17 protein-coding genes and 4 pseudogenes are annotated in these 22,372 nt (G+C 68.2%); 10 read left to right on the forward strand and 11 right to left on the reverse strand.

Annotated features, from left to right (window positions below):
- Positions 1-88: 88 nt before the first annotated feature.
- Entirely contained in the window at positions 89-1,489 is a 1,401-nt protein-coding gene (gene glnA, locus ACOQPP_RS08805) for a type I glutamate--ammonia ligase (RefSeq protein WP_419166766.1), read from the forward strand.
- A 44-nt stretch (positions 1,490-1,533) separates the two neighbouring features.
- Here the strand turns inward: glnA and ACOQPP_RS08810 are convergent, their stop codons facing one another.
- Together ACOQPP_RS08810 and ACOQPP_RS08815 are read right to left on the reverse strand one after the other, a co-directional pair.
- Positions 1,534-2,478 (reverse strand): hypothetical protein, encoded by a 945-nt coding sequence (locus tag ACOQPP_RS08810; protein WP_420636496.1) that lies wholly within the window; start codon positions 2,476-2,478, stop codon positions 1,534-1,536.
- A gap of 247 nt (positions 2,479-2,725) precedes the next feature.
- Positions 2,726-6,499, reverse strand: a pseudogene (locus ACOQPP_RS08815) (NAD-glutamate dehydrogenase domain-containing protein); the annotation flags it as partial.
- A gap of 37 nt (positions 6,500-6,536) precedes the next feature.
- Here ACOQPP_RS08815 and ACOQPP_RS08820 point away from each other — a divergent pair.
- Positions 6,537-6,710, forward strand: a pseudogene (locus tag ACOQPP_RS08820) (SelT/SelW/SelH family protein); the annotation flags it as partial.
- Here ACOQPP_RS08820 and ACOQPP_RS08825 read toward each other — a convergent pair.
- Positions 6,707-7,405: a tyrosine-type recombinase/integrase gene (locus ACOQPP_RS08825; RefSeq protein WP_420636497.1), complete on the reverse strand. Its 699-nt coding sequence runs from the start codon at positions 7,403-7,405 to the stop codon at positions 6,707-6,709. The pseudogene ACOQPP_RS08820 and the gene ACOQPP_RS08825 sit on opposite strands and share 4 nt — an antisense overlap.
- Positions 7,387-7,683 (reverse strand): annotated as a pseudogene (locus tag ACOQPP_RS08830) (MobC family plasmid mobilization relaxosome protein); the annotation flags it as partial. The gene ACOQPP_RS08825 and the pseudogene ACOQPP_RS08830, both read right to left, overlap by 19 nt.
- Positions 7,684-7,704: 21 nt before the next feature.
- Here ACOQPP_RS08830 and ACOQPP_RS08835 point away from each other — a divergent pair.
- Positions 7,705-7,914: a hypothetical protein gene (locus ACOQPP_RS08835; protein ID WP_420636335.1), complete on the forward strand. Its 210-nt coding sequence runs from the start codon at positions 7,705-7,707 to the stop codon at positions 7,912-7,914.
- Complete coding sequence (locus tag ACOQPP_RS08840; RefSeq protein WP_420636336.1) at positions 7,911-9,080, forward strand: hypothetical protein; 1,170 nt, start codon at positions 7,911-7,913, stop codon at positions 9,078-9,080. The genes ACOQPP_RS08835 and ACOQPP_RS08840 overlap by 4 nt, the downstream gene beginning before the upstream one ends.
- Before the next feature lie 322 nt (positions 9,081-9,402).
- On the opposite strand, the gene ACOQPP_RS08845 is transcribed toward ACOQPP_RS08840, so the two are convergent.
- Positions 9,403-9,786, reverse strand: a complete 384-nt coding sequence (locus tag ACOQPP_RS08845; protein WP_420636337.1) for a cupin domain-containing protein — start codon at positions 9,784-9,786, stop codon at positions 9,403-9,405.
- 57 nt (positions 9,787-9,843) lie between these two features.
- Positions 9,844-10,442: pseudogene (locus tag ACOQPP_RS08850) on the reverse strand (formylglycine-generating enzyme family protein).
- A gap of 160 nt (positions 10,443-10,602) precedes the next feature.
- On the opposite strand from ACOQPP_RS08850, the gene ACOQPP_RS08855 reads away from it, so the two are divergent.
- Both ACOQPP_RS08855 and ACOQPP_RS08860 read left to right on the forward strand, forming a co-directional pair.
- Positions 10,603-10,740 (forward strand): hypothetical protein, encoded by a 138-nt coding sequence (locus ACOQPP_RS08855; protein WP_419167181.1) that lies wholly within the window; start codon positions 10,603-10,605, stop codon positions 10,738-10,740.
- Between the two features lie 570 nt (positions 10,741-11,310).
- Positions 11,311-12,105, forward strand: a complete 795-nt coding sequence (locus ACOQPP_RS08860; protein ID WP_420636338.1) for a DUF4377 domain-containing protein — start codon at positions 11,311-11,313, stop codon at positions 12,103-12,105.
- 162 nt (positions 12,106-12,267) lie between these two features.
- Here ACOQPP_RS08860 and ACOQPP_RS08865 read toward each other — a convergent pair whose 3' ends face one another.
- The 5 genes from ACOQPP_RS08865 to ACOQPP_RS08885 all read right to left on the reverse strand — a co-directional run bounded on the left by ACOQPP_RS08865 (position 12,268) and on the right by ACOQPP_RS08885 (position 18,263).
- Complete coding sequence (locus ACOQPP_RS08865; protein ID WP_420636339.1) at positions 12,268-12,579, reverse strand: helix-turn-helix domain-containing protein; 312 nt, start codon at positions 12,577-12,579, stop codon at positions 12,268-12,270.
- Positions 12,580-12,623: 44 nt separating this feature from the next.
- Positions 12,624-12,833, reverse strand: a complete 210-nt coding sequence (locus ACOQPP_RS08870; protein ID WP_420636340.1) for a hypothetical protein — start codon at positions 12,831-12,833, stop codon at positions 12,624-12,626.
- Positions 12,834-12,988: 155 nt separating this feature from the next.
- Positions 12,989-16,669, reverse strand: a complete 3,681-nt coding sequence (locus ACOQPP_RS08875; protein WP_420636341.1) for a DNA polymerase III subunit alpha — start codon at positions 16,667-16,669, stop codon at positions 12,989-12,991.
- Between the two features lie 6 nt (positions 16,670-16,675).
- Positions 16,676-16,966 carry a hypothetical protein gene (locus ACOQPP_RS08880; protein ID WP_420636342.1) on the reverse strand — a complete coding sequence of 97 codons (291 nt, stop codon included), beginning with the start codon at positions 16,964-16,966 and terminating at the stop codon, positions 16,676-16,678.
- Positions 16,967-16,973: 7 nt separating this feature from the next.
- On the reverse strand, positions 16,974-18,263 hold the full coding sequence (locus ACOQPP_RS08885; protein ID WP_420636343.1) for a DNA polymerase Y family protein: 1,290 nt from the start codon (positions 18,261-18,263) through the stop codon (positions 16,974-16,976).
- 195 nt (positions 18,264-18,458) lie between these two features.
- On the opposite strand from ACOQPP_RS08885, the gene ACOQPP_RS08890 reads away from it, so the two are divergent.
- The 4 genes from ACOQPP_RS08890 (at position 18,459) to ACOQPP_RS08905 (ending at position 22,079) form a co-directional block, all read left to right on the forward strand.
- Positions 18,459-20,735: a 2OG-Fe(II) oxygenase gene (locus ACOQPP_RS08890; RefSeq protein WP_420636344.1), complete on the forward strand. Its 2,277-nt coding sequence runs from the start codon at positions 18,459-18,461 to the stop codon at positions 20,733-20,735.
- Entirely contained in the window at positions 20,732-21,229 is a 498-nt protein-coding gene (locus ACOQPP_RS08895) for a DoxX family protein (protein ID WP_420636345.1), read from the forward strand. Before ACOQPP_RS08890 ends, ACOQPP_RS08895 begins: the two co-directional genes overlap by 4 nt.
- 96 nt (positions 21,230-21,325) lie before the next feature.
- Positions 21,326-21,679, forward strand: a complete 354-nt coding sequence (locus ACOQPP_RS08900; RefSeq protein ID WP_420636346.1) for a nucleotidyltransferase domain-containing protein — start codon at positions 21,326-21,328, stop codon at positions 21,677-21,679.
- Positions 21,666-22,079: a HEPN domain-containing protein gene (locus ACOQPP_RS08905; protein WP_419166753.1), complete on the forward strand. Its 414-nt coding sequence runs from the start codon at positions 21,666-21,668 to the stop codon at positions 22,077-22,079. The genes ACOQPP_RS08900 and ACOQPP_RS08905 overlap by 14 nt, the downstream gene beginning before the upstream one ends.
- The last annotated feature ends 293 nt before the right edge of the window (positions 22,080-22,372 follow it).

The following is a 22,372-nucleotide window of genomic DNA, read 5'->3' on the forward strand; positions in this document are numbered from 1 at the left end:
CATTGCGGGTCGTGCTCGACCGCCCGGCGCGGAACCGAACGTACGGACCCCCCCCTGCAGCCTGCCCAAATGACCCGGAGGTCGCACCATGTCCGACGCCGTTTTTGCGGCACCCAGTGAGCACTCCTCGCAGGTCCGATACGACGACTACGGGAGCACCGTCGCCTCGGCCGACCGCGACGCGCTCCTGAGACTCTGCGAAGAGCGGAACGTCCGCTTCCTTCGCCTCGTCTTCATCGACATCAACGGCTTTCCGAAGAACGTCGAAGTCCCGGCGAGCAAGTTCGGCGAAGCGTTCGACGCGAAGATCATGTTCGACGGCTCTTCGATCGCGGGCTACGTCCGCATCGAGGAGAGCGACATGCTCCTGAGACCGGATCTGGACACGTTTCGGATCTTCCCGTGGGGGAATCCGGAGGCCCGCGTGGCCCAGATGTACTGCGAGGTGCGCCGGCCCTACAACAAGCCGTTCGGCGGCTGCCCGCGCGCGGCGCTCAAGCGCGTCGTCGGCAGGGCCGAGTCGATGGGCTTCAAGATGTACGCCGGCGTGGAGGCCGAGTTCTTCCTCTTCAACAAGAACGAGGACGGAAGCTGCAACATGGTCACGCACGACAACGGGGCGTATTTCGACCTCACGCCGTCGGACCTCGCGGAGCGCGCGCGACGCGAGATGGTCACCGGCATGGAGGCGATGGGCATCGATATCGAGGCCGCGCACCATGAGGTCGCCGAGGGCCAGCACGAGATCGACTACAAGTACGGCGAGGCGCTGCGGACGGCCGACGACCTGATCACGTTCAAGTTCGTCGTCAAGAACATCGCGCTCGCGCACGGGCTCCACGCGACGTTCATGCCGAAGCCCATTTTCGGCGCCAACGGGTCGGGCATGCACACGCACCAGTCGCTGTTCAGGGACGGGAGGAACGTCTTCCACGACCCAGACGCCGACTACGAGCTGGCGGACGTGATGCTCCACTACATCGGCGGACTCAAGAAGCACGCGCGGGCGATCGCGGCCGTCTCGAACCCGATCGTGAACAGCTACAAGCGGCTCGTGCCGGGCTACGAGGCGCCCATCTCGATCGCATGGTCACAGCGCAACCGGTCGCCGCTGATCCGCATTCCGGACCAGCGGGGCATGGGGACGCGGGCGGAGTTCCGGATGCCGGATCCTGCGTGCAACGGCTACCTGGCGCTCGCCTGCCAGCTCGCCGCCGGCCTCGACGGGATCGAGAACGAGATCGATCCGGGCCCGCCGCTCGACACGAACGTGTGGAAGCTGTCGGACGAGGAGCGCGAGCGGATCGGGCTCGAGGTGCTGCCCGCGAACCTCGGCGAGGCGGTGGAGCAACTGGAGGCGAGCGAGGTCATGCATGATGCCCTCGGCGACCACATCTTCGAGCAGTTCGTCAGCCGCAAGAAGGCGGAGTGGAGCGACTACGTGGCGTCGGTCTCCGAGTGGGAAATCGAGCAGTACATCGACTACTAACTAGTCGCGGCCCGGGGCGAACGCCGCCCCGCCGCCTGAGCCGGTCAGCGGTCCGGGGGTCCCAGGATCCCCGGATCGTTGACGGCGTCGACGGCCACCACGAGGCCGGCGAGGTGCGTCTCCCCGGCGCTCCGCATGTCGGAGATCACGTTACGGATGCGGCTCAGCCCGACGGCGTGCCGGCGCCGGAAGGCCCGCATCGCCCGGTTGACCGTCGAGTCTTCCGCATCCGCGATGACCTGCGCCGCCATCCGCGAGCGCGCCCGTTCGAGCCGCGTGACGAGGATGCGCGAGGCGCGCTGGTCCCACGGATCATCCGTGGCCAATTCGTAGATGCTGCTCCTCAGCCACGGGAAGTCGATGTCGTCGGCGAGCCCGAAGTAGACCTCTCCCACCCGCATCGTGTCCGCCCCGGTCTCGCGGACCAGGCGGGCGACCGGCAACAACTCTTCCACGTAGCGGAAGGTCGCCAGCGACAGCGCGGCCTCGGGATCGAGCCCGTCCATCTCGTACAATGAACAGGTGGACCGGAAGCGCTCGAGCCGCTCGGCCCTGAGGAACTCCGGCAGGGTGGCGCGGATCGCGTCCACGGGCTCGTGGAGCCACTCGATCGCGTCCGAGATCGGCTGCGCCGGATCCACATGCTGGAGGAGCCAGCGCGTCGCGCGCGTGAGCGCGTCGCCCATCGCCAGGTAGCACTGGGACTGGGCTCCGCTCCGCATCGTGACGTCGGCCACGCGGAGTCGCTCGTACAGGTCCTCGGCATCCGCGATGCGTGAGGCGACGTACCAGGTGCGCGCCACCGTCGCGGCGGCCCGCCCCGTCTCGTCCATGAGCTGGATGTGGCTCGTGGCCCCCATGCGGTCGACGTAGCGGTTCGTCAGCAGCATGCTCGAGATGTGCGCCCGCAGCCGGTGCCCCTCGAGATCCGCGTCCTCGACCTCCTTCAGCGCGCCGAAGGGGAAGTAGTCCTCCACCAGCTCCATCATCGCGGGGTCCCTGGACGACGCTCGACCCGGTGATCGAGTGCTTGAGGTGGAGCTTGGAGTAGGCGAGGAGCGTCGCGAGTTCCGGTCTCGTGAGATGCGCACCGATGTTCTCCCGCTCGAGGAGTTCGTCGCCGGTGGGCAGGTATTCGAGCGCCGCGTCCAGGATCCCTTCCCGCTCGAAGCGCTGGATCACCTCCCGGAACACGGCCGGCTTCCGCCTGGCGCGGATGTAGTCGAGGCTGAGCGCCATGCTCTGGCTGTAACAGTTGCGGAGAACCTTGTACGAGACCTCGTTCGTGCACTCCCTGAGGAGGTCGTTCCGTGCCGTCGGGTCGATGGCTCCGCGCGAGAGCGGCGCCCCGAGCAGGATCTTGAGGTTGACCTCGTGGTCGGACATGTCGACGCCGGCGGAGTTGTCGACCGCGTCCGTGTTGATCCGCCCGCCGGCGAGCGCGAACTGCACCCGCGCGCGCTGGGTAAAGCCGAGGTTGCCCCCTTCGCCGACCACCCGGGCCCGGACCTCCGTGGCGTCCACCCGGGCCGCGTCGCCGCTCGGATCGCCCACGTCGGCGTCGCGCTCCGAGCCGGCCTTCACGTAGGTGCCGATGCCGCCGTTCCAGAGCAGATCGACCGGCGCGGTGAGGATGGCGCGGATGAGTTCGTTCCCGTTCACCGTCTCGCGGTCGATGCCCAGCCGCTCGCGAACCGGCGGGGAGAGGTGGATCTGCTTCTCCGTGCGCTCGTGGACGCCGCCCCCCTCGCTCAGGAGAGCCGCGTCGTAGTCCGCCCACGACGAGGCCGGCAGGTCGAACAGCCGCTTGCGCTCGGTCCACGACGTCTCGGGGTCCGGGTCGGGATCCAGGAAGACGTGCCGGTGATCGAACGCCGCCACGAGCTTGACCTGCTTGCTCAGCAGTATCCCGTTGCCGAACACGTCGCCGCTCATGTCGCCGACGCCGACCGCCGTGAAGGGCTCGTTCTCGTAGTCGATGTCCGCCTCGCGGAAGTGGCGCTTCACGCACTCCCAGGCGCCGCGGGCCGTGATCCCCTCCTTCTTGTGGTCGTACCCCTGCGATCCGCCGGAGGCGAAGGCGTCGCCGAGCCAGAACCCCGCTTCCGCGGCGAGTTCGTTGGCCGTGTCGGAGTTCTTCGCCGTGCCCTTGTCCGCCGCGACGACCAGGTAGGGATCGGGCTCGTCGTGGATGACGACCCCGGCGGTGCGCGTCACCTCGCCGTCGACCACGTTGTCGGAGATCTCGAGCAGCCCGCGGATGAAGTCCCGGTAGCTGTCGAGTCCCGCGGCGAGCCGCGCCTCCCGGTCGTCCGGCAGCCTCTTCACGATGAAGGCGCCCTTCGCGCCCCCCGGCACGATGACCGCGTTCTTGACCCGCTGCGTCTTGACGAGCCCCAGCACCTCGACCCGGAAGTCCCCGTAACGGTCGCTCCAGCGGATCCCGCCGCGCGCCACGTCGTCCATGCGCAGGTGGGTGGCTTCCGTGCGGGGCCCTCGCAGGTAGACCTCGTGCTTCGGCTTCGGTTCCGGGATGAAGTCGACCGAACGGCTCGCGATCTTGAGGGCGAGGAGCGGAGAACGGCGCAGTTCGCCCCGGTAATGGTTCGTGCGCACCGTCGCGTGGACGAGTTCCATCATGCGCCGCAGGGTGCGGTCGTCCTCGATTCCCCGCACCGAGGCCAGCCCCCGGTTGAACTCGCGCCCGAGACGCCGCAGGGTCCCGTCGGAGTCCTCGCGCGCGGCCGGATCGAAGCGCGCCTCGAAGACCTTGAACAGGCAGCGCGCGATGGCGGGGTACAGGGCGAGGGGGAACTGGCCGCCCGTCGGACTCGCGACGGCCCCGACCCGGAAGGTGTAGCCGGCGTAGGCGCGGAGGACCGCGACTTCTTCCCACGAGAGCCCGGCGGTCACGATGAGTTCGTTCAGGCGGTCGTCCTCGGCGGCCCCCTGCTGGATCGCCCGCAGCGCGTCCGAGATTCGGTCTTCCACCGCCTCGATGTCGAGGTCGTAATCGCGTCGCGCCTCGGCCTCGAAGATCTGGAGCTTCGCGGGGAGCGTCTCGTCGCGGGCGGCGAGCGCCTCGTCCTGCAGGTCCACCGTGAAGCGGACCGAATCAAGGACCCTCAGCCCCAGGTTCTCGAGCGTGGGAATCACGTCGCTGAGCACGTACTGGCCCTGCTCGGCGTACAGGCGGAGCTGGTAACGGCGGCTCGTCTCCAAGGTCGACAGCCTGAGCCGAAGCTGGCTCTCGCGCGTCTCGGCCAGCCGTGCGAGCCGGGCGACGTCCTCGACCGCCGTGTCGATGTCCATCGCCGCCTGGTATCCCGACGAGAACTGCACGAGGTGCGTCGCGAGGTGATGGCCGCGTGTGGGGCCGTGCACCGTGGAGAGGGCGTCCTCCAGCCGCTCCTCCCACGTGCGGACGATCGAGCGGACCTGCTTCTCGACCGCGTCGAGGTCGACCGGACCCGCTTCGTCCGGGTCGTGCTCCAGATAGAAGTGCAGCCGCGCCTGGTCGCCCTGCCCGAGGGCAAGGTGGTAGTTGAGGAGACCTCCCTGATACGCCTCGATCAGCGCCGCCTGCAGCTTCCTCCGCACCTGCCCCGAGAAGTGGCTCTTGGGAAGGATGACCATGATCTGCACGCCGCGCCCGAGCTGGTCCGGGCGCGCCGTGACCCGGACGTCGTCCGCCCCGGCCGTCGTCATCACCGCGTCGATGACCGAGCGGATCTCCTCCACCGAGGCGAGGAACAACTCCTCCTTCGGCATCGAGTTGAACGTCTGGAGGATGACGTTGTAGTCGTGCGATCCCGGAGGCGCGGCCTCGAGCTGGAGGATCTCGCGCAGCTTGCGGCGCAGGATCGGGATCGAGGAGGCTTCCTGCGAGAACGCCTTCGCGGTGAAGAGTCCCAGGAACCGGTGTTCGCCCCGCACCGTCCCGTCCGGGCGGAGCCGTTTGATGCCGACGTAGTCCATGCGAACGTAGCGCCGGATCGGGCTCTCGGCGTTGGTCTTGGAGATGATGAGCAGGGGCCCGCCCAGCACCCGCGCGCGGAGGTCGGCCGGGAGTCCGTCGAGCGGCCTGGGTTCGCGATACCTGGACCTGGTGTCGTCCCGCAGGATCCCGAGCCCGCTCCCTTCGTCCACATGGATCCAGTCGCGCCCCGCCTCGTCCTCCTCGATGCGATACGCGCGGTAGCCGAGGAAGACGAAACCCGGATCCACCAGCCACCGCAGCAACTCCTGGATCTCCTCCAGTTCGCCGGAGCGCCAGGGAATCTCGAGCCGCTTCGCTTCGAGTTCGCCGACGAGCGTCCCGGCCTGCTCGATCATGGCCGGGAAGTCCTCCGTGACGGCCTTCACCAGCTCGAGACGCTGCCGGATCTCGGCCTCGAGCGTCTCCCGGGTCGGCGCGTGGTGCGCCCCGTCGAGCACCATGTGGGTGACGGAGGCTCGAGGGCCATCGGCGGAACGGTCGCGGATGTCGACCACGCGCCCCGACGCGTCGCGGTCGACGACGACCACCGGGTGCAGGAGATGGGGGACCTCGAGTCCCACCGAATGCAGATATTCGCGCAGCGTATCGACGATGAAGGGCCGGTCCTCCATCACCGTCTGGAGCACCCCGCGGGAGGCGTCCTCCGGGTCCCAGTCGATCCGGATCGCGATGGTGCCGCCGGTGGCGCTCTCTACGAGCCGGTAAAGGGCGGCGACGTCGTGCGCGAGGCCGCCGTTCGGGCGTCCGTCCGCGATGGCCGCGTAGCCGCGGCTGAACAGGCGCCGCGAGAGTCCGCGCACCGCCGACGCGGGCGCTTCGGGGACGCGCGCCTCGACCTCGCGGATCAGCGGGGCCAGGTCCGGCTGCTGCCCAGGCTTGTGTCTCATGCCCGTAGATACCCCCTTGTTCCCGCGTGGGTCAACGGCGAACGTGCCGGACCCCGGATCGCGCCCCGCGGCGGGCGCGCCACGCACCGATGGAACCGCGACAAGGACGATAACGATGCACATATCGATCGAGTACTGCACGGCCTGAAACTACGAACCGAAGGCCGTCAGTCTGGCGGCTACCCTCAGAGGACGGTTCGACAACCTCGATATCGAGATGATCCCGTCCGGCGGCGGCCGGTTCGAGGTCGTAGCCGATGGGAAGCTCATCTACTCGAAGGTCGCCACGGGCCGACACCCGTCCCATTCGGAGATCCTCGACGCGCTGGGCTAGCGGCTGACGCGTGTGACGTTCCCGCGGGAGCGGTGGGGTTTGGATATGGTTGTGATCGTTTTGTTTAGGGGGTTCGGCGGGCCCGGATTACCGCCGATTGATTCCCGCTGATCGGGACTTGAGGTGCGAACCCTCCGCCGACTCTCCAGCGCCTTCCTGAGCTGTCCCTCATCGGCCTTCTGATAGCATCTGAGCACCGTTTGCGCGTTCTTCCAGCCGCCGAGTTCGCACAGGACCTTGAGCGGCAGGTCCATGAGGTCGGTTGCGAACTTGCGCCTGAGCGAGTGCCAACCACGGCCCCGCTTCGGCTCCAGTCCGGCGATCGCCTCGGCCCGCACCCACCAGTCGCGCGCCAGAGAGCGGCTTACGCACACTGACGGCTCCCTCCGCGCGGGGAGCAGCGGGGCGTCCCCGGTCCCCTGGCTTATCCTCCGCGCCTCTTCCAAGCCAGCGAGCGCCTCGGCGGTCAGCGGCGTGGTGTGTTCGTAGCCCGTCTTCTCGTGCCTCGCGCGCCACCGCACCACTCCGGATTCGAGGTCGATATCCGACCACCGGAGCTGGCGGATAGCGTCGATGCGGTGTCCGGTCTCGTGCGCGAGCACGAGCGCGACGCGGAACCGCCGGTTGACTCGTCGGGACACGCGGAGCAGCGCCTGGTACTCTTCTTCGTCGAGGACGATCCGGTATTGGCCCAGCGAGCGATTTGATTAAGGTTGTTCCCGATGCGCGCCGCCTCCCGGGTGCGCTCGCGCTCGACCTGGGCCGCCGGAGCAGTCCATGTCCGCGTGCGCGCCATGGCCCGCCGGATCAGCGCCGACAGGGGCACGCCCGCGGCTGCGGCCTTGGCCCGCCAAGCGGCGAACTCGGCCGCCGATACGCGGGCGGTGACGACGGCGGTGCGGCGCTCAGGAACACGAGGCGAAATCAACAACAGAGGGAGATGGAGTAGCGTGGAACGCGGAGCTGCAGTCACCCAACACAAGGAGCGGTTAGAATGAAGATTCGCGGCAAGCTGGTCACCGGGGCGCTCGCCATCGTGGCGCTGATGGCGGTGTATTTGGGCGCTGCTCCCTTCGCGGCCAAGGCGCAGGACGAGCCCCAGGGGCTACTCAGCTTCGAGGACTTCGAGTGCCCCGACGAGTGCGCACCCAGCGCGCCCGTCTGCTGCTTTCATGCGCCCCCCATCATCGTCATCATTGATTGACGGTTAGGGGGGCAGTAGTGGGCTGGTCCCGTCGTGTCGGCGTCGCGTTGTTCGCCGGCGGGATGTTCCTAATCCCAGGCTGCGGCTCCGAGTCCGGCGAACCCGTGGCCGCAGACACGGCGGGGCCGACTCTCACTCCCGTCGACAGTATTCTACTGCCGGAAGCCGACACGCTGTACATCGGCAATCCATACGCTCTGGTCGTCGACCCCTTCGACGGGTCCTTCTACATATCGGACATCTTTTCGGGACGGCTCCTCAGGTTCCGTAGAGACGGCAGTCTGATGCTGGTGTACGGACGGCCGGGAGAGGGGCCGGGAGAGTTTCGCGGCGGGCCCGGAGCTCCGATGGTGCTCGACGATTCGACCGTAGCCGCACAGACCACAAGGTCGCGGCGAGTGAACATCTTCGACCGAAACACCGCAGAGACCATTCGGGTCGTGAACTTCCCCGCGCTGGCCGGAATCACTCCCCCGGTGGTGATCGGCCAAGAGGTTTGGATGACCGATTTCGAGATCCGGCGCGAAACATCACTGACTCGTTGGCACCCATCCACAGACGAATTCAGGAGCATGGGCAGACTCCCTGAGGAATACGTCGCGTCGCTCAGCAGTGACAACTGGTCTTATGCGAGTCTCTTTCGGATCGGTTCTCTTGCGTACGCCGACGGACGGTTCGTGCAGGGCTGGTCCGGACTGGACGAGATGTTCGTCTTGAACCTGCGAGGCGAGGTGGTGGACACGGCGAACATCCCGGTGGCGAGGAGAAAGGGCGTCCCGGCCGACCTCCGGGAACGCATCGACATCGAGAATATCCCGTTCCGCGAGCAGTTGGAGGGCAGTTCGCGACTCCGTCAACTATTCCCACTTCCGGGCGGCGGGTTCGTGTTCACCCACCACGATCAGACGGCCCTCCAGCTGCAGCCGATGCCAGTGCTCACCGCCAAAGTGTGGCTCGGAGTCCTTTCGCCAGACCTCTCACAAGCGTGTGTGGACACCCTCGTGCCGCACGACTTCGAGATCCGACCGATGGAGACCTTCCGGGGCGATACGCTATTCGTCCTGGACCGGCGAATCGACGATTTGCAGAAACTTCAGACTTGGGTTTTGATGTACCTGGTCTCGGACGAGGAGTGCGACTGGATGAGCACACGGCCCGGAGCTTAAGGATACGGACTTCGAAAAGCGGTTGATTCTCTCTGCCATTCTTGGGTAAACGCCAGCTTGGCTTTTGGGACTCCGTCACTGCGATCTGGACCGGAGCGGGTGCCCGCGACGAGACGCGGGATTCCCGCCGATTCACACTGATTCTCCCGCTTTCGGGACACGGTCCAGCAGGGTCCAGCCCAACGGCAGAAAACGCAGATCGTGCAGTCCTGTATGACTTTAGACGATTTCCTGCCGGGATTCACGCTGCGGACGGCGTGCCGTTCCCGCAGGAACGTTCGGGTGCGGCGCAAGGGCTCACGGTCCGCGACGTGCGCACGGCTCAGGGGGCCCGCCCGTAGCGGTCCTCGAGACGCACGAGGTCGTCGAGTTCCGGCGTGCTCACCTCCAGGATGACGCTGTCCTCGAGCGCTTCCATGCGGTGCACGTTCCCCGGCGGGATCGAGATGACCTCGCCCGGCGCCCACTCGAACACCTCGTCGTTGAGCGTGAAACGCATGCGCCCCGACTGGAGCAGCATCGTCTCGTGCTTCACGAGATGCTTCTGCAGCGAGAGGACGTGCCCCTTCTCGACCTCGAGGATCTTCCCCGCGTAGCGGCCGGTGTGCGCGTACCACACCTCGCGCCCCCAGGGCTTGTCCACGATCGTGGGTTCGCCGCGGCCCGCCTGCTCCCGCCCGCCTGCCTGCTCGGTGTGCCGTTCCATGGTGGCACATGATACACCGGGGGGGGCCGGGACGCCGGGCCCGGAATCAGACAGGAATCAATTGAGCGTCCGGGCCACACGGAACCCGTAGTAGATGTCCCGGCTGTCCGGGACATTCCTGAACCGGTTGGCGGAGCGGAGGAACCACGCGCTGATGTTCCAGGAACCGCCGCGGAGCACGCGACGGCTACAGTCTCCCGACTCCCGGGCGCGTCCATCCGTCGGGGCGCCCGAGTAGCTGTCGTTCCAGCAGTCCTGAGTCCACTCCGACACGTTCCCCAGCATGTCGTACAACCCGAACGGGTTCGGCGCGCCGTCATGGTGTCGGCCCGCGCCACGTATTCCCACTCCGCCTCGCTCAGGAGCCGGTACCGTTGTCCCGTCACCCCGGAAAGCCAGGACACGTACGCCTGCGCGTCCTCCCAGCCGACATTGATCACCGGACGGCGCCCCCGGCCCCAGCGGCGATCGGCCGGCGTGTAGCCGCAGCCGCCCATCCGCACGCACGCGTCCCACTCCACGAACGTGACCTCGTACACCCCCACCGCGAACGGGGCCCCGATCGACACCGAGCGTTGCGGGCCTTCGACCTCTCCCCGGAACTCCTCCGACTCCGGGGAGCCCATCGTGAACGTCCCCGGCGGTACCACGACCATCTGCGGACAAAACGCGCAGTCGCGGAACACCTCAAACACCTCGAGCACCTCTTCCGGCCGGTCCGCCGTCCCGGGCGCCACACCGCTTTCCCCGGCGCCCCAGCTCTCGCGGGCGAGGACTTCGTAGCCGCCCCCGTCGTAGTAGCTCGCAAACCGGTCGTTGCCGGTCGTCGCGTTCGTCTCGGCCGCCTCCGCGCTTGCCCCGAACCCCACGGCGAAACGCTGGAACGCCGAGATGTCCGGATCCGACGCCGGGGCGAGACGGATCGTCGACGTGTACCTGATGATCACGGCATGATGGTCCCCCCGGTTCGACCAGACACACGAAACTTCCGCGTGGCCGCCGAGTTCCGAGCGCACGGCCCGTTCCACGTCTTGCCGGTCATCGAGCGGGACGCCGACCCGGTAGGCCACCGCTACATCCGACCGGTGGACCACCGTGATGCCCTCCCAGCCGAAGCGGCGGCCGGGATCCGGGGTTCGCGGCGTGCCCAGTTCGCTCCCCACGCACACCACCGCCCCCACCCCGGACTGCGCGGCGGCCGGAACACCCCCCGAGAGTAGCATGAGGCCCGCTGACGCGTGCGCGACGGTCGCGCTAACGAAGCTTCGGTGTGGCAGACCCATTTTCAGCGTCTCCGTATGTGCAGCGGCATCCGGCAGTCCCGCACTTCAAGGGCTACGTACACGCGTCCGTCACATGAGTTTCCGACTGCCTGACGGCAGCCCCTGCGGGAGCGGACGTGCGGGAGGTGGTGGGACCTTCGGGGGGCCGATGGGTACGTTTCGGAGTAGAGCCATCCGAGCCTGTTGCGATGCAAAGCGGGACGCGGGGTGGCGGCGGCAGCCGTACCGAAGGAGAACTCCAGTGCGCACCAGAAGCTCCGCTCCCTTTTTCCTGCTGACCCTGGTCTTTGCCGGCTGTGGCCGCTCGATGGAGCCGGACACGTCCGCATACCTCGAGATACGGGAGGTGATCGTCGGCCCCACCCTGGCCAAGTGCTACGGCGTGGGCCCGCAGTCGTGCATGGTGGTCAACGGCGGACTCTTCTACGACGGAATCGAAGGATTCGAATACGAGGCCGGCTACGACTATCTCCTGCGGATCGGAGAGTACGATCCCTGGGATGGGAGGGAACCGCCGCAGGATGCCGGCCGGTATGCGTACCGTCTGCTGGAGCAACTGGAGAAGACCCTGGCGCCATCCACGCGGGCAACCCTGTCGGTGGGTCCGGCGCGGGTCATATGCCACCGGAGTGACGACTTCTGCCCGGTGGTGGACCGCGCGCCGTACGACGACCTGATCGCCAGCTTCGAATACGAGGCCGGCTACCACTACAGCCTCGGAGCCAACAGGTATAGGGATGGCCGGTACGTGTTGAGTGAAGTCGTCTCGAAAATCAGGGCCGCGGGCACGGAAGAGGAGATCACCATCGATCGCCACAGGGTCGAGTGCGACGATGGCTATCCCGGGTACTGCAAGCTCGTCAACGATGCCCCCTTCCGTGGCGAGATCGTGGGCTTCCAGCCCGCCCACGACTACGACTACCGCCTGCGCGTCGAGCGGTTCGACATGTTTCCCGACGGGTTGACCGGGGCACCCCGGGTCCCGGCCTACGGTTTTCGGTGGCTAGAGACGCTCGAGCGTACTCAAAGCGGTTAATTCCCTCCTGACGAAGGGTCGTGGACCGCTACCGGCGGCCCTCGCCGCGGCCCCGGCTCGACCTCTCCACGCTGGAAGCCGAAGCCCTGCCGCTGCGATCGTATCGCATCGCCTGACGTTGTGCCGTAGCGCGACGTGTGCGGGTCTGCGCGCGCGTTCTACCTACAGCGAGGCCAGCCGGTCGAGCGTGTCGGGGTATTTCCGGGCCATCAGAATGAGCGCCGCGGCGGCGTGAGGTGGTCTGGACCTCCCCTGCTCCCAACCCTCGAGGGTCCGAACAGGCACGCGGAGCAATCGTGCGAATACCGCCCTCGACACGTTGAACTCCTCGCGAACCTCCCTGATCTGTTTGGCCGAAAGTCCGGGCAACGGCGCCGGGAGCCGTATGGTCCGAAGACTGAGCTTTCGCGCCCGGTGCTCGCGGACCTCCCGGAGCCCCTCGAGGACTTCGGCTGCGATATTCCGTTCATTCATGATTTCCTCCACGGCACGGCGCCAGACGGCCCGGCCGGCCGGAGTCACGTCGTCACGTACTCCCTTGCTGTACAAGTGAGCAAGTAGATCCGGCCTTCTGGAGCGCGCCAGTAGTAGATGACCCCCCCCGATCCGCGAATGACCGGCCCGGCGTGCGGCCGTACGGCGAGCAACACCTGTAGGGCGGCGTAGTTGTCGTCATCGAGATGCGCTGGCAGGTGCTTCGTGAACACCGATGTCTCAACGAACAGCATTCGCAAAACTATACGTGATCCGCGTTGTCATGTGAAGGTGTCTCCCCATCCGGCGATCCGCGCGAGCTGCGACGAGACCGATCACGACGTGGCATTCCTGATAGACATCGGGTTTCGCGATCGAGTTCGTGGACCCGGATTCCTCCTCCATAGCGCTAGCGGCAGCCCCCGCCGCGGCCCCAGCTCATAGCGGGGGGCGGGTCGCGTCTGAGCGCTTCCAGATACGCGAACGGATCGGGACCGGCGAGCCGATTGGCTGCGGCGGCGATCCGGTTCGGGCTACGGTCGGCCGGGGGGGCCGGGTCCGGGGACGACGCTTCGGGGACGTCCAGCTGGACCGGGACGGCCGCGGTGTCCGCTTCTCCCTCGACCGGGGGGACCGTCTCGTGGCCCAGCCGGAGTTCGGGGCTCAGGCGCAGCGGATACACGCCCTCGGCGATCACATTGTGCGTCGCGCCGTCCTTCTGGAGCGTGCCGTCGATATAGAGGAAGGGCTCCAGCCGGATCGCGACGCGGCATTCCTGATAGACGTCGGGCTTCACGATCGCGTTGATGGGCCCGGACTCGTCCTCCATGAGGATGAAGATGTATCCCTTCGCCGTGTGCGGGCGCTGGCGGGCCACCACGATCCCCGCCACCCGCACCTCGCTCCCGTTCGGGAGATCGGGGAAGCGCGCCGAGGAGACCGTGCGCTCCGGCAGGTGGTCGCCCACGAGCGCGAACGGATGGTGCTGTGAGGCGGCGAAGGAGAGGATGCGGTACTCCGCGATCATCTTCTCCATGTCGTGCGTGCCCCCGAAGCGGAGATCGGCATAGGGATCGTCGAGCGCGAGTTCGATCTGGCCCCGGTCCGAGCGGTCGGTACTCCGCCGGCCCCGCACCGGCGGCGCGTCTCCGCCCAGCCCCGCGGCGCTCGTCGCGAGTTCCCGGCGGCGGCGCTCCGTTTCCGTCTCGGCCTCCGGGCCCAGCCACAGCCCCGTCTGCCACAGCAGGTCGCGGCGCTCGATCCCCAGCGAATCGAGCCCGCCGACCCAGATCAGGTTCTCGATCGCGGCCCGCTTGAGCGCGGCCGGGGTCCGGCGCAGAAAATCGGGCAGTGACGTGAACGGACCGCCGCGCGCTCGCTCGGCCACGACGAGTTCGGCCACCTCGGTCCCCAGATCGCGGACCATGCCGAGCCCGATGCGGACATCGTCCCCCTCGGCGGTGCACGCGACCTCGCTCGCGTTCAGGTCCGGTAGCCGGACGCCGACCCCGTGCCGGCGCGCGTCGCGGCCGATCGCGTCGAGCGAGTAGAACCCCATCGGCTGGTTGTTGAACAGCCCCACGTAGTACTCGGTCGGATAGCGGTCGCGGAGCCACGCGGACTGGAAGGCGAGGAGCCCGAACGCCACCGCGTGCGACTTCGGGAACCCGAACTCCGAGAAGGCGACGACCTGCTCGAACACCTTCTTCGCGGTCGGGCCGTCGACCCCCTTCCCCATCGCGCCGTCGCGGAACGCCTCCCAGTACTCGAGCAACGCCTCGCGCGAGCGCTTGCGGCTCATGGCGCGGCGCAGACCCTCCGCCTGCCCGTCGCTGAAGCCCGCCAGCGCCCTGCACACCTGGAGCACCTGGTCCTGGAAGATGATCACGCCCAGCGTCTCCCCGAGCGCCTCCTCGAGCAGCGGATGGTCGTAGGGGACGACGTAGCCCGGGTCCGCCCGCAGCTTCTCGCGCCGCCGGACGTAGGGGTTCACCGCCCCGCCGACGATCGGGCCCGGCCGGACGATCGCGACCTGGACGGCGAGGTCGGCCAGATTCCGGGGCCGCACCCGCCGCAGCATCTGGATCTGGGCACGACTTTCGACCTGAAAGAGGCCCACCGTATCTCCCGAACAGATGCGGTCGTAGATCTTCCCGTCCTCATAGTCGATGCGGGAGAGATCCGGGATCTCGCCGTGGCGCACGTGAATCGTCTCCACCGCCTCCTCGACGAGCGACATCATCCCCAGCGCGAGAAAGTCGATCTTGATGAAGCGCGCGTCGTCGCAGGAGTCCTTGTCCCACTGGCAGAGGACGCGCCCCTCCCAGGCGGCGGGTTCGAGCGGGACGATCTCCACCAGCGGCCGGCTCGAGATGATCATCCCGCCCACATGCTGGGAGATGTGCCGCGGCAGCCCCTTGATCTCCTCGGCCAGTTCGGCGAATACCTGCCAGATCCTCGCGTTCGCGCGCGCTTCGAGACCCGGAATTCGCTCGAGTTCGGCCATGAACCCGTCCGGGCCCGGCTCGGCGAGCTTGGCCAGCTTCTCGATGTCGCCGGCCGGGAGGCTGAGCGCCTTGCCGAGTTCGCGCACGATCGAGCGCGTGCGGTAGGTGGGAAAAGTGCACACGAGCCCGACGTGATCGTACCCGTAGCGTTCATAGACCGCGAGGATCAGTTCCTCACGAATATCGCGCGCAAAGTCGATGTCTATATCCGGGACACTCTCCATGGCGTCATTCAGGAACCGGCCCAGAAAAAGGTTCGTCTGTACCGGGTCCACATGGGAGAGCCCGATCAGATAACAGATGATGGAGGAGACGGAAGACCCCCGTCCGCGACCGGGCGGGAGCAACTGGCGCGGCATCGAGTCGCCCCGTACGCGGCGGGCGACCTCACGGGCCAGTTCGAGGATGTCGTGGTAGACGAGAAAAAATCCGGCCAGTCCGTGGCGGTCGACGAGCGCGAGTTCGGTGGCGAGCCGCTCTTCGGCTTCTTTCCGGTATCTGCTGCCGGGAGGATATCGGGTTTCGAATGCCCTGTGGCACACATGGTGGAGCACGCGCATGGCGGGAGCGAAGCCGCTCCCCTTGAAGTCGGGGAACCGGTAGCCGAGGTCGGCCGTGAGATCGAACGCCCGGCAGCGCTCGGCGATCGCCCGCGTGTTCCGGAGCGCGTCGGGCCGCGACGCGAAGCGCCACTGCATCTCCCGCGGCGAGGCGAGGTGGAAGCAGGCGTTGGGACGGCGGAGCGCGTGCGAATCGTCGACCGTCGTCCGGTTCCGGATCGCGACCAGGATGTCCTGGAGACGGTGCCGGTCCGCGATGTGATAGTGGACGTTGCCCGTGGCCACGACGGGGATGCGGAGGCGGTCGGCCAGCGCGCCCAGCGCCCGGCCGCGCGCGAGGTCGCCGTGGACCGCGTTGTGCTGCAGTTCGACGAAGAGGTTGCCGGGGCCGAACGCGTTGCGCAGGCGCCCAGCCAGCCGCTCGGCCTCGTCCCTCCCCCGCTCGAGCGCCGCCAGAAGCGGACTCCGGCGGCACCCGGTGAGGAGGATGAGCCCCTCGGACCGCTCGAGAAGCGCGTCGAGGTCGAGCCGGGGCTCCCCGCGCGGGTTCTCCATGTGCGCCTGCGTGATGAGCCGGCACAGGTTCGCGTATCCCCGCGCGTTCTCCGCCAGCACCGTGACGTGGCAGTCGCCCGTTTCCACCGCCCGTTCAGCCATCGCGCGGCCTCTGGACGTTCCCGCGGGAACGTCTCCGGCGCCTCCACCATGTCCTTCGGTACGTTCGGCGGCGGCGAACGGCGGGGCGAGGGTGAGTTCGGCGCCCGTGATCGGCTGCAGTCCGTGGGCCCGGGCGAAGCGCGCGAACTCCATCGAGCCGTACAGCCCGTCATGGTCGGTGAGCGCCAGCGCGGGATATCCCAGTTCGAGCGCGCGCGCCGCGAGTTCTTCGGGCCGCGACGCCCCATCGAGAAAGGAGTAGGCCGAGTGCGCATGCAGTTCGACGTAGTCGACGGTGCGCCGGGGAGCCGCGGGCGGCAGCGAGGCCAAGCGCGATGAGGCGTCCAGGGGCGGCCGGGCGTCCACGGACGACTATTCCGGCTGCAGGAACCAGCGATCCAGCATCAGATCGTGGTAGGCCGTGAGCTGCGCGCCGGTCTCGAGCACGATCGAGAAGTAGGCGCGCGAGATCGGTTCCCTCCACCACTCGTCATCGATCCGCCACTGGTCGAGTACCGCGCCGATCCGACGCCAGCGACCCCGGATCTCGAGGCTCACGGGCACGCCGGCGCCGCCGAGCCGGACCCGCACCGGACGCGGCCGGTTGAGCGGACGCAGCTTCCCCGCGGGCGGCTTCGGCTTCGTCGGTCGCGGGTTGGCCACGGGCTGCTCAGGCCAGTTCCATGAGCGCGTGACGCCGCTCGGGCAGACGTGACTCCGGCTCGAGTTCGAGCACCCGGTACAGCGCCGCGCCCCCCAGCCGCAGCCGCAGCAGGCGCGCCGCGTGCCGAAGGGGTGGCAGAAGCTCGCCGCTCCGCGTCTCCAGCGAACCGAGGGCACGGGGAGCGCCTTCCCTCGGGTCGAAGAGCCCGGTCTGCGTGCTCGCCGGGCCGAAGCGGAAGAACTCGAGCCGCAGCGTCTCGACCGCGCGGCGGGGCCGGTCGAGCGCGATCCGCGAGCGCAGAAACGCCCCGAGCCGCTCAGGCTCGCTCGTGGGTTCCCGGGCAATCGCGCGAATCGACCAGGAGCCGCCATCCTCGAGGCTCGCCGACACCCTGAGCCCGCGGACGCTCTTGCCCCGCCGCCGCGGATGCTCGAGCGCGCGGGCGATGAGCCGATCGAGCGCGGCGTGCAGCAGTTCGACCTGCCCGATCGGGCTCGGGAAGTCGAGCGCGACGCGGATCGGCCGGGCCGGCGCCTCCGGCCGCACATGGTCGATGCGCAACCCCCGCGCCCAGGCGAGCGCCCGGCGCCCATCGGCCCCGAACTGCGACACGAGCGCCGGCTCGGGCATGCGGACCAGCTGCCCGAGCCGCTTGACCCCGAGCCGCTTCAGCCGCTCGACCATGCGCGGCGACACCGGCAGCACCTCGACTGGCTGCGGCCCGAGAAACGCGGCGAGATCGGTCGACGCCGCGCAAGCGATCGCAGCCGGCCGCGCGGAACTCGCCGACTCTGCGAGCCCTGCAGATCGGGCCGCGACCCAAGCCGCGAACTTCCCCGGCGCGTAGCCGATCCGGGCGCTCGACGCGAGCCACGGCGACAGCGCTTCGAGCCTCGCCCGGAGCCCCGCGATCTGACGCTCCGGCGGACCGTACAACCGTTCGAGTCCGTCGACCCCCACGAAGAACCGCCCCCGATCCACCGACCGCTCGACGACCGGACTCCACATGCGGAGAATCTCCAGAAACCGGTCGCACACCGCGTCATGGAAATCCGGGTCCGGCTCGCAGAGGACGAGCGAGGGGCAGAGCGCGATCGCCTGCGAGACGATCATCCCCGGCTCGACTCCGAATGAGGCCGCGAGCGCGCACCCCATCTCGATGCGGCGGCGGTTCCCCACCGTCGGCAGCGCGAGCGGCTGGTCCGCGAGCGACGGCGTCCGGACCCGCTCCAGTTCCAGCTCGAACCCCGGCCACCAGAGGCAGAGCGCCATCCGGCTCCCGCGACCTGCGTCCATGCGATCCTTTCCAAACCCAAAAACCGAAGAAAAACCGAAAATCGAACCGGCCAATCTAGGCGGTGCGAAACGAGATGCAAGAGGAGTGAAGCTGCTCTCAACCGTCGAATCCGAGCTGCGGGATAGTGCCGGTCGCGCGACACGCTGTCCGACATCATTCTTGTTGCTCGATCCCGAGTGGGAGAAAGGCAACGCATGGACGACATCGAGCACGGCGTAAACGACGGCGGGCTGGAGGAGCTTCTCCTCTCGATCGACCGCCCCGGCGACTACTGCGTCGGCGGGCGGCTTTACGCGTCGATGCCGAAACTCACCGTGGAAGGCGTCGGTGACCTGTCGTTTCCGGTCCCCGAATCGCAGATGGCGGCGTTGATCGCCGCCGCGCAGACCGCGCCGTACGGCAAGGGAACGAAGACGTTGGTGGACAGATCGGTCCGGGACTGTCGGCAGATCGATGCGGAGCGGGTCCGTTTGGCCGGCCGCGGATGGCCGGACTCGTTTGACGAGATCATGGACCGCGTCGCGCGCGGCCTCGGGCTCTCCCGCGATCTCCTCGACGTGGAGCTCTACAAGCTGCTCGTCTACGAGCCGGGAGGCTTCTTTTCGGCGCACCGCGACACGGAGAAGAGCGACGGCATGGTCGCGACGCTGTCGGTCGCGCTGCCGGCGCAGGGCGCGGGGGGCGAGCTGGTCGTACGCCACGGCGACCGCGAAACCGTCTTCGACATGACCGCGGAGGAGCCGTCGGAGGTGGCCTTCGCGGCGTTCTACGCCGACTGCCCGCACGAGGTGCGGCCCGTGACCGACGGATACCGGGTGTCGCTCGTCTTCAACCTGTGTCTCCGTTCTCCCGGCGAGACGCCGCCTGCGGCGCCCGACTACGCCGTGCTGGCGGACCGGGTCGCCGAAAGTCTGTCGGCCTGGCGGAGGGAGGGAGCGACCGAGAAGCTCGCGTGGGTCCTCGACCACCAGTACAGCGAGGAGGGGCTGTCCTTCGGCGCGCTGAAGGGGATCGACGCGGCCCGGGCGCGCGTTCTGTCGTCCGCCGCAGACCGCGCGGGCTGCGAGCTGCACGCGGCGATCCTTCACATCGAGGAGTACGGCATGCCGACACTGGAGGTATACGACGGCGGGTGGGGCAGCTCATGGGATGCCGAATACAGCGACTCGGAATTCGAGGAGGTGATCGACGGCTGGCGGTGGCTGGACGGCTGGGCGAGTCGCGACGCCGGGCGGGCGGGTCGCGACGCCGGGCGGCCACCCTTCGGACGCGTGCCGCTCAACGACCGCGAACTCCATCCGCGTGGGGCGCTCGACGACGCCGAGCCGGATGAGCGGCGGCTGGAGGAGTCGACCGGCAACGAGGGGGCCACGCTTGCGCTTTCATACCGTCTGGCCGCGTTCGTCGTTTGGCCACGCTCCAAGACGGTGGACATCGTGGCGAGCGGCCACCTCGATGGGGCCGGGCGGGCCGAAATGCTCCGCTTCCTCTCGGCGGCGGGCGATGAGGAGGGTCTCGCGCGCTTCGTGCGCCGCGTCATCGTTCCGGAGTACGACGGAAGCGAGAACGAGGCGCTGGCCGGCGTCATCGACATGCTCGGATCCGATGTCGCCGCCGAGGTGGTGTCCGCCCTCGTGCGGGAACACCTCGCCCGCCGGCCGAAGGCGATCCCGTCGCTCCTCACCTTGATCGGCGAGACGCCGGCCGAGGCTTCGGCGGCGGCGTGGCGAGAGGTGGCGCGGGAAGGCGCCAGGGCGGCGCTGCTTGGTCTGTCCGCGGTGCTGGATTCCCCCGTCCCGGACGTTCGGCTGCAGCTGGATTTCGACGAACCGCCCGACGAGTCGCTCGACCACGAGGCCGTGCGCGATTTGTTGATCATGGCCTATCGCTTCGGGCTCACGGACGAAGCCGAAGCCGCGGCGCGGGAGATCGCCGGCCATCCGGAGTGGGTAGCCCCCGAGCGCGTGCTCCCGGCGGCGCTGGCCGACCTGCGCGGGCACGAAGGCGTGGCCGGGGCCGGCGCCTGCGCATACCTGTGGCGCGTGTCGGCGGACGCCCTCGTGGCGCGCAGTTCCGCACCGCCCGAGGCGCCCGCGGACTGGACGATCGCCGCGAACCTTCCGTGCGATTGCGAGCACTGCGCGGCCGTGCGGGCCTTCTGCCGCGACCCGGCCGCCCGCTCGGCGCGCTTCCCGCTGCGGAAGGATCTGCGCCGACACCTGCACCGGGAGATCGACCGCTACGGTCTCGACCTGACCCACGTGACCGAGCGCCGCGGCAGGCCCTTTACTCTGATCTGCACCAAAACCCGGGCCAGCCACGACCGGCGCCTCGCCGAGTACGCCGAAGACGTGGCCTGCATGAGCTCCCTGCTGCGGTCGGCGCCGGACGGCGAGCGGGATGAGGCGCCCTCCTCCCGCGCCGCGCGGCTGGCGGCGGCGGTCGCGGCGGCCCCGGACAAGGCGAGATGACCCCGCGCCGGTCTCCACCCGAGCCGCCCCTCGAGGCCGGAGCGAGCGGCGAACCCGAAACCGGCGCGCTCACCCCGAGGGCTTGGGCGGCGTTCGTGTCCCGCACGATCCTCGGCCTCATCTTCTTCATGGCCGGGTTCTGGAAGGTGTTCGAACTCGGGCCCCTCCAGCACGCGCGCGGCATGTTCGTCGAGTCCTACGCCGACACGCTCCTCCCGGACTGGTCGCTATGGGCCACCGGAGTCGCGGTCCCGTTCGTCGAACTGGTCGCAGGCGCGCTGATGCTGGCCGGCTGGCAGCGGCGGATCGCCGCGCTGGCGCTGGGCAGCGTCCTTATCCTCGTCACCTTCGGCCACCTGCTCGCCGAACCGCTCTACGCCTTCGACGCGCACGTGATCCCGCGGGCGCTGCTCCTCGTCCTCGTCCTCATCCTGTTCGAGGACGACCGCCTGAGCCTCGACGACTGGCTCGCGCGCCGCATTGTTCCCCGCTGATCGACCCCGGCCGGTGAGCACCGTGCGGCACCGTTACCTTATCTTGGATGCGTTGACCAAGCCCGTGTGCTTCCGGGTGGCCCGGGAGAGGTGAGGATGCCCGACGCAAACGAATCGACAGGGACGCGCGGTTCAGTACTCGATGAGACGACGCTGGACGACATCGTGCGGCGAGTGGTTGCGGCCTCCCGACCGGAGAAAGTCATCCTCTTCGGCTCCGCCGCCCGCGGCGAGATGGGCCGTCACAGCGATGTCGATCTTCTCGTCGTCAAGCAGTGCGACAACAACTGGGATGTGCTGGAAGAGATCTACGACGAGTTGTACGGCGTCCCGGCCGCGGTCGACGTCATCGTGGTGACTCCGGGCGACGTGGAGCGCTACCGAGACGCGCACGCCCTCGTCATCAAGCCGGCGCTGCAAGAGGGCCGGGTGGTCTATGACGCCGCCTGAGCATCTTCCCGCGAATGACCCCCGCGAGTGGCTGAACCGCGCGCGGAGCAATCTGACGCGAGCTGAAAACCGCCTCCCGGGCGTCTACCTTGAGGATCTTTGCTTCGACGCGCACCAGGCGGCCGAGAAAGCCATCAAGGCCGTGTTGATCCTGCGCGGCATCGAGTTTCCGTACGTGCATGACCTGGCGCGTCTGCTGTTGTCCCTCGAATCGCATGGAGAACGTATTCCAAGCGACGTTCACCGCGCGCGCAGTCTCACCCGATATGCCGTGGCGACCCGCTATCCCGGGCCGGGAGCGGCCGTCTCCGAGGCGCAATACACCGAAGCTGCCGAGATCGCCGGGATCGTCGTGAGCTGGGCCGACAAGTTATTGCGGGGCACCGGCACCAACCTTTAGAACGGTCCGCGTTGGGCGGAGTGAGATGCTCGTTGATACGGCGTTGACACGACGCAACACCGTGGGGCATGATCAAGCTCCGGAGGCACCCGAAGAAGGATATCGAGAAGGCGCTGGCCGTCGCGCGAAAAAGCCGGGTGGACGGTCATCCCGAAATCCTCCGGGCATAGCTGGGGCGTGATGTACTGCCCGGCGATCTGGACTCGCGCCTGCAGCAAATCCATTGCGTCCACGCCGCGCAACCCCGGCGATCATGCCAGAAGACTCCGACAGGTTGTGCGCCGATGTCATCG

Source organism: Candidatus Palauibacter sp., from assembly GCF_965222475.1.
GTDB lineage: Bacteria > Gemmatimonadota > Gemmatimonadetes > Palauibacterales > Palauibacteraceae > Palauibacter.

What these genes read in the sequence shown, in the direction of transcription:
- ACOQPP_RS08895 (WP_420636345.1), top strand. Translation starts at nt 20,732, where the DNA reads ATGACCCCGCGCCGGTCTCCACCCGAGCCGCCCCTCGAGGCCGGAGCG.
- ACOQPP_RS08905 (WP_419166753.1), top strand. Translation starts at nt 21,666, where the DNA reads ATGACGCCGCCTGAGCATCTTCCCGCGAATGACCCCCGCGAGTGGCTG.
- ACOQPP_RS08890 (WP_420636344.1), top strand. Translation starts at nt 18,459, where the DNA reads ATGGACGACATCGAGCACGGCGTAAACGACGGCGGGCTGGAGGAGCTT.
- ACOQPP_RS08810 (WP_420636496.1), bottom strand. Translation starts at nt 2,478, where the DNA reads ATGATGGAGCTGGTGGAGGACTACTTCCCCTTCGGCGCGCTGAAGGAG.
- ACOQPP_RS08835 (WP_420636335.1), top strand. Translation starts at nt 7,705, where the DNA reads ATGAAGATTCGCGGCAAGCTGGTCACCGGGGCGCTCGCCATCGTGGCG.
- ACOQPP_RS08900 (WP_420636346.1), top strand. Translation starts at nt 21,326, where the DNA reads ATGCCCGACGCAAACGAATCGACAGGGACGCGCGGTTCAGTACTCGAT.
- glnA (WP_419166766.1), top strand. Translation starts at nt 89, where the DNA reads ATGTCCGACGCCGTTTTTGCGGCACCCAGTGAGCACTCCTCGCAGGTC.
- ACOQPP_RS08845 (WP_420636337.1), bottom strand. Translation starts at nt 9,786, where the DNA reads ATGGAACGGCACACCGAGCAGGCAGGCGGGCGGGAGCAGGCGGGCCGC.
- ACOQPP_RS08870 (WP_420636340.1), bottom strand. Translation starts at nt 12,833, where the DNA reads ATGCTGTTCGTTGAGACATCGGTGTTCACGAAGCACCTGCCAGCGCAT.
- ACOQPP_RS08865 (WP_420636339.1), bottom strand. Translation starts at nt 12,579, where the DNA reads ATGAATGAACGGAATATCGCAGCCGAAGTCCTCGAGGGGCTCCGGGAG.
- ACOQPP_RS08885 (WP_420636343.1), bottom strand. Translation starts at nt 18,263, where the DNA reads ATGGACGCAGGTCGCGGGAGCCGGATGGCGCTCTGCCTCTGGTGGCCG.